Below are 2,516 nucleotides of genomic sequence, written 5' to 3'. Positions count from 1 at the left end.
TGCTTGAAGCATATCGCCAACATGTCGCCGAACGCGCCGCGTTTGGCATTCCCCCGTTGCCCCTGAGCGCGTCGCAGACGGAAGCTCTGGTGGCGTTGTTGGAAGCCCCTCCCGCGGGAGAAGAGGCTTTTCTGCTAGATCTTTTGACCCACCGGGTTCCGGCGGGCGTTGACGACGCGGCGAAGGTTAAGGCCGTGTTTCTGGAGCAGGTTGCGAAGGGTCAAAAGAAGGTCGGCCTGATTTCGCGCTCGAAGGCGACGGAGCTTTTGGGAACGATGCTGGGCGGCTTCAATATCAAGGCGCTGATCGATCTTCTGTCCGACGCCGAGGTGGGGACGGTTGCCGCCGAGGGTCTGAAGAAGACGCTTCTGGTGTTCGACTATTTCCACGATGTGAAGGAACTTGCCGACAAGGGCGTGGCCAATGCCCGCGCGGTGGTTCAATCGTGGGCGGATGGGGAATGGTTCACCTCGCGTCCGGAGGTTCCGGCGTCGCTGACGGTGACGGTGTTCAAGGTGACGGGGGAGACCAATACGGACGACCTGTCCCCGGCGCCGGACGCCTGGTCGCGTCCGGACATTCCGGCGCATGCGCTGGCCATGCTGAAGAACGCGCGTCCGGGGATCACGCCGGACGAGGCGGGCACGCGGGGTCCGCTGAAGCTTCTGGAGAGCCTGAAGGCGAAGGGCCATCCTGTGGCCTATGTGGGCGACGTGGTGGGGACGGGTTCGTCGCGCAAGTCGGCGACCAACTCGGTGCTGTGGCACACCGGCGAGGACATCCCCTTCGTCCCCAACAAGCGCTTCGGGGGCGTATGCCTGGGCAACAAGATCGCGCCGATCTTCTACAACACGATGGAGGACGCCGGCGCCCTGCCGATCGAGCTCGACGTCTCGAAGATGGAGATGGGCGACGTTGTGGAGCTTCGGCCCTATGAGGGCAAGGCCTTCAAGAACGGGCGGGAAATCGCCTCGTTCCAGGTGAAGTCGGAGGTTGTCTTCGACGAGGTGCGGGCGGGCGGTCGCATTCCGCTGATCGTCGGTCGCGGCCTGACGGCGAAGGCGCGGGAGTCTCTCGGTTTGCCGGCCTCGACGCTGTTCCGCCAGCCGGCGGTTCCGGCGGATACGGGCAAGGGCTTCAGCCTGGCCCAGAAGATGGTCGGACGGGCCTGCGGTCTGCCGGAGGGCAAGGGGGTGCGTCCGGGCAGCTATTGCGAGCCGAAGATGACGACGGTGGGCTCGCAGGATACCACCGGGCCGATGACGCGCGACGAGCTGAAGGATCTGGCCTGCCTGGGCTTCTCGGCGGATCTGGTGATGCAGTCGTTCTGCCACACCTCGGCCTATCCGAAGCTGGTGGACGTGAAGACGCACCATGAGCTTCCCGGCTTCATGTCGACGCGGGGCGGCGTTTCGCTGCGTCCGGGCGACGGGGTGATCCATTCCTGGCTGAACCGTCTGGCGCTGCCGGACACGGTGGGAACCGGGGGCGATTCGCACACGCGTTTCCCGATCGGCATCTCCTTCCCGGCGGGCTCGGGGCTGGTGGCCTTCGCGGCGGCGACGGGGGTGATGCCGCTCGACATGCCGGAAAGCGTTCTGGTGCGGTTCAAGGGCAAGATGCAGCCTGGGGTGACGCTGCGCGACCTGGTCAGCGCCATTCCGCTCTACGCCATCCGCCAGGGTCTGCTGACGGTGGAGAAGAAGGGCAAGAAGAACATCTTCTCCGGGCGGATCCTGGAGATCGAGGGTCTTCCCGACCTGAAGGTGGAACAGGCCTTCGAGCTGACCGACGCCTCGGCCGAACGCTCGGCGGCGGCCTGCACGGTGCGCTTGAACAAGGAGCCGATCCTCGAATATCTGCGCTCCAACGTGACGCTGATGAAATGGCTGATCGCCAACGGCTATGAGGATCGGCGGACGCTGGAGCGCCGGATCAAGGCGATGGAGGCGTGGATCGCCAAGCCGGTGCTTCTGGAAGCCGACGCCGACGCGGACTATGCGGCGGTGATCGACATCGACCTGGCGGAGATCAAGGAGCCGATCCTGGCCTGTCCGAACGATCCGGACGATGTGAAGCTTCTCTCGGAGGTGGCGGGCGACGTCATCGACGAGGTGTTCATCGGTTCGTGCATGACCAACATCGGGCACTTCCGGGCGGCCGGCAAGATCCTCGACGGCAAGTCGGACCTTCCGACGCGCCTGTGGGTCGCGCCGCCGACCAAGATGGACGCGCTGATCCTGACCGAGGAGGGCTATTACAGCGTTCTCGGCAAGTCGGGGGCGCGGATGGAACCGCCGGGCTGCTCGCTGTGCATGGGCAACCAGGCGCAGGTCCGCAAGGGATCGACCGCCATCTCCACCTCGACGCGCAACTTCCCCAACCGTCTGGGCATCGACACCCGCGTCTATCTGGGCTCCGCCGAACTGGCCGCCGTCTGCGCCCTGCTCGGCCGGATCCCGACGGTGGAGGAATATGTCGCGCGGACCGGAGTCATCGGCGAGAAGGCCAAGGAC

At 65.4% G+C, this 2,516-nt stretch carries 1 protein-coding gene; it reads left to right on the top strand.

The features are described 5' to 3' along the window. Positions 1-2,516, top strand: a 2,516-nt coding sequence (gene acnB / locus CWS72_RS27240; protein ID WP_101253814.1) for a bifunctional aconitate hydratase 2/2-methylisocitrate dehydratase, incomplete at both ends; no start/stop codon positions are given.

Source organism: Telmatospirillum siberiense (assembly GCF_002845745.1).
Classification (GTDB): domain Bacteria; phylum Pseudomonadota; class Alphaproteobacteria; order Rhodospirillales; family Magnetospirillaceae; genus Telmatospirillum; species Telmatospirillum siberiense.
Note: the sequence above shows the minus strand (reverse complement) of the source record. Positions and strands in the feature narration are given on the sequence as shown.